Consider the following 3899-nt stretch of genomic DNA (forward strand, 5'->3'; position numbering starts at 1 on the left):
CGGGCGTGCAGCCAGTGGCGGCGCCGCGCGCTCTCCAGGCCGCTCCCCCGCCCGGCCCGCGGAGCGGCGGCACCGAGGCGTCGCGCGACCCGGCCGTGGAGGGCGTCGGCGGGGCGCTCGCCCCGCTCGAGGGCGGCCACGTGGCGGACCGCGGCGGTCGGGACGACGGCGACCCGGTGCCCGGCGCGGCGCACGCGCAGGCACAGGTCGACGTCGTCGCCGACGAGCGGGATGGCCGGGTCGAAGCCGCCGACGTGGTCCAGCACGCTGCGGCGCACGAGCATGCCGGCGGTGGAGACCAGGAGGACGTCGCCGCGGTCGTCGTGCTGGCCCTGGTCGATGTCGCCCGTGCCGAGGTCGGTGAGCCGCCGGCCGCCGCGCGACACCGTGGCGCCGACCTCGACGAGGGCGCGGGGGTCGTCCCAGCCGCGCTGCTTGCAGCCGGCGACCGCCAGCGTCGGGCTCGAGCGGACGACCGCGAGCAGCTCGGCGAGGGCCTCGGGCTCGGGGGCGCTGTCGTCGTGCAGCAGCCACACCCACCGCTCGGCGTCCTCGTCGTGCGGGGCGGGGTCGGCCCCCTGGTCGGCACGCGGGCCGGGGGCCGCAGGGTCGGCGTCGGCAGGGGCCGCGTCCGCAGGGGCCAGGGTGCCCGCGGCGACGAGCCGGTCGGCCGCCGCGAGGCCGCGCGCGACCGAGGTCCCGAAGCCGTCGCGGGCACCGCCGGTGACGACGGCGTCGAGCAGGTGGACGGGGGTGGTCCCCAGGGCGGTGTCGAGCACGACCGGCGTGCGGTCGAGCGAGCCCGCGTCGACGGCGACGACGAGGTCGGGCCGGACGGTGGAGCCGGCCAGCGCGGCCAGGGTGCGGGGCAGCCACGCGGCGCCGTCGTGGCAGACGAGCACGGCCACGACGTGCACGGACCGCCCGGCGGTGGCACCGCCGGCCGCCCCGAGGGCACCGGTCGCCGTGGACCACGCCGTCGAGCCGGAGCCGGTCGAGCCCGTCGAGCCGGTCGACCCCGTGGTGCCGGTGTCCCCGGTCCGGTCGCCCCCACGAGGGCCTGTCGCGCCGGCGGCGGACGCGCCGCCCGGAGCGTCCACGTCGACGCTCACCGCCCCGGCCGGTCCGGCAGCCGGACGGCCGAGGCGCAGCCCATCCTCAGACGACCCGCTTCTTCAGCCGGCGGCGCTCGCGCTCGGACAGCCCGCCCCAGATGCCGAACCGCTCGTCGTTGCCGAGGGCGAAGTCCAGGCACTCCGCGCGGACCTCGCAGGACACGCACACCTTCTTGGCCTCGCGCGTCGAGCCGCCCTTCTCGGGGAAGAACGCCTCGGGGTCGGTCTCGGCGCACAGGGCGCGGTCCTTCCAGCCCGGCGTCGGGGCGGCGCCGTCGCGGCGCAGCGGCAGCACGACGGCGCCGCCCTCGACGAGCACGCCCGGCGGCAGCGCGAGGCTGAGCTCGTCCAGGACGCCGTCCACCTCGTCGGGGGGGCCGTCACGGTCGTCGAGGTCGTCGTCCAGCGGCAGCAGCTCCGCCGGGACGGCACGCGCCTCGGCCCCGCGGAGCGCGACGTCGAGCTCCTCCAGGGTGCGCCGTCGCTCCAGCTCGGAGCCCCTGCGACCGTGCGGTGGTGCCTCGGGTGTGACCAGCGGTAGTGCCATGACGTTCTCCTCGCCCCAGTGTCTCGTCCGGCCTGCGTCACCCGTCCGGGCGAGCCCGGGACGGACGACGACGGTGAAATTACACGCGTGTCATCTCCGCGGTGTCAAGCGAGTCCGTGCTATCCGTGATCACCTCCTCACGGCTCGTGGACGGGCGAGCGCTGTCTGCGACGGCGCGCCACGAGGGTCCCGGCGGCAGCCACCGAGCACGGCAGGGCACGGCTCGGGTCGGTCGCGCACGCCCGGTCTGCCCGGGTCCGGCACGGTCCGGGGCGGCCGCCGCGCCACGGCAGGATGGGTGCATGACCCCGTCCCGCCCGTCCCCGGCCACTGCGCCGTGAGGATCGCCGTCCTGTCCGGCGGCGTCGGCGGCGCCCGGTTCGTCCGCGGGCTGCTCGCGCACCTGTCCTCCCCCGCCGCCCCCGCCGGCGCCGCGGGCGCGGAGGTCACCGTGGTCGCGAACACGGGTGACGACATCACGCTGCACGGCCTGCGGGTGTGCCCGGACATCGACACGATCCTCTACACCCTCGGCGGGGCGGTCCACGAGGAGCAGGGCTGGGGCCGGCGCGACGAGCGCTCGACCGTCGCCGAGGAGCTCGCGGCGTACGGCGCGGGACCGTCCTGGTTCACCCTCGGCGACCGGGACATCGCCACCCACCTGGTCCGGACCCGGATGCTCGGGGCCGGCTGGACGCTGTCCCAGGTGACCGCGGCGCTCGCGGAGCGCTGGCAGCCGGGCGTCACGCTGCTGCCGATGTCCGACCAGCCGGTGGAGACCCACGTCCTCGTCGACGACCCCGACCGGCGCGCGGTCCACCTGCAGGAGTGGTGGGTGCGGATGCGGGCCGGGGTGCCCGCGCACGGCTTCCCGCTGCTCGGCCTGGACCGGGCGGTGGCCGCTCCGGGGGTGCTCGACGCGCTGCGCGAGGCCGACGTCGTGCTGCTGCCCCCGAGCAACCCGGTGGTCTCCCTGGGGCCGGTGCTCGCCGTGCCCGGCGTCCGCGACGCGGTCCGCGGCACCCGGGCCCCCGTGGTCGGCGTCAGCCCGGTCATCGGCGGCGCGGCGGTGCGCGGGATGGCCGAGCAGTGCCTGGCCGCCCTGGACGTGCCCTGCACCGCCGGGGGCGTGGCCGGGCTGCTGGTCGACCTGCTCGACGGCTGGCTCGTCGACGACGTCGACCTCGACGCGACCCGGGAGGACCTGAGCGGCACCGGTGGTCGTGGCGGCCGTCCGGAGACCGTCGGCACGGACCTGCTCATGCGCGACGTGGCCGGCGCCGCCCGGCTCGCGGGCGAGGCTCTGGGCCTGGCGCTGCGGCTCGCCGGCCGGGACGCCGCGTGAGCGCCGCAGCTCCCGCGGTCAATGACGGGGCGCTGCTCGTGGTCCCGCTGCGCGGCGTCGGCGACGTCCGCACCGGCGACGACCTGGCCGCGCTGCTGGTGGCCGCGTGCGCGCGCGCCGGCGTGCCGCCCCGCGACGACGACGTCCTCGTCGTCTCCAGCAAGGTGCTCGCCAAGGCGCTCGGGCTCTGGCACGACGACCGGGAGGCGGCGGTGCTCGCCGAGTCCCGCGGCGTGGTCGCCGAGCGGCGCACGCCCGGGGGGACCACGCGGATCGTCCGCTCGGCGGCGGGCCCGGTCATGGCCGCCGCCGGCGTCGACGCCTCGAACACCGGGCCCGAGGCCGACGGGCGCGTGCTCGTGCTGCCCCGGGACCCCGACGCACAGGCCGCGCGGCTGCGGGCCCGGGTCGCCGACGTGTCCGGCGCCCGCCCCGCCGTGCTGCTCACCGACACCTCCGGCCGGCCGTGGCGGGTGGGGCAGACGGACTTCGCCCTCGGCTGCGCCGGGCTCCTGCCGACCGACGACCTGCGCGGCGGGCTCGACGCCGACGGCGTCGAGCTGCACGTCACCGTGCGCGCGGTCGCCGACGAGCTGGCCTCCGCCGCGGAGCTGGTCAAGGGCAAGGCCGACGGCGTGCCCGCCGCCCTGGTGCGCGGCGCCGGGCACCTGGTCCGGGCCGAGGACGGCCCGGGCGCCGCCGGACTCGTCCGGTTCGACGAGGCGGACTGGTTCGCCACCGGCACCGTGGAGTCGGTGCGCAGCGCCCTCGGCTGCCCGCCCGGGACGCCCGGCGTGGAGCCCGCCCTGGCCGTCGTCGACCGGGCCCGCCCGGACGTGCCCGGGGTGCTCGCGCGGGCCGTCGCCGTGGTGGCCGCCGGGCTCGCGGCCGC

4 protein-coding genes are annotated in these 3899 nt (G+C 78.7%); 2 read left to right on the forward strand and 2 right to left on the reverse strand.

The annotated features are described in order from the left end of the window. Window positions 1-1112, reverse strand: a 1112-nt coding sequence (locus WCS02_RS18435) for a glycosyltransferase family 2 protein (RefSeq protein WP_340295748.1), incomplete at its 3' end; no start/stop codon positions are given. A 46-nt stretch (window positions 1113-1158) separates the two neighbouring features. Beyond that, window positions 1159-1410 (reverse strand): WhiB family transcriptional regulator, encoded by a 252-nt coding sequence (locus WCS02_RS21200; protein ID WP_376984419.1) that lies wholly within the window; start codon window positions 1408-1410, stop codon window positions 1159-1161. A gap of 589 nt (window positions 1411-1999) precedes the next feature. Between WCS02_RS21200 and cofD the strand changes: the two genes are divergently transcribed. Further along, window positions 2000-3007 (forward strand): 2-phospho-L-lactate transferase, encoded by a 1008-nt coding sequence (cofD, locus tag WCS02_RS18445; protein WP_340295751.1) that lies wholly within the window; start codon window positions 2000-2002, stop codon window positions 3005-3007. Beyond that, the coding region (locus tag WCS02_RS18450) for a coenzyme F420-0:L-glutamate ligase (protein ID WP_340295750.1) at window positions 3004-3899 on the forward strand (896 nt) is incomplete at its 3' end. The genes cofD and WCS02_RS18450, both read left to right, overlap by 4 nt.

Origin of the sequence: Aquipuribacter hungaricus (genome assembly GCF_037860755.1) — a bacterium.
Classification (GTDB): Bacteria; Actinomycetota; Actinomycetes; order Actinomycetales; family JBBAYJ01; genus Aquipuribacter; species Aquipuribacter hungaricus.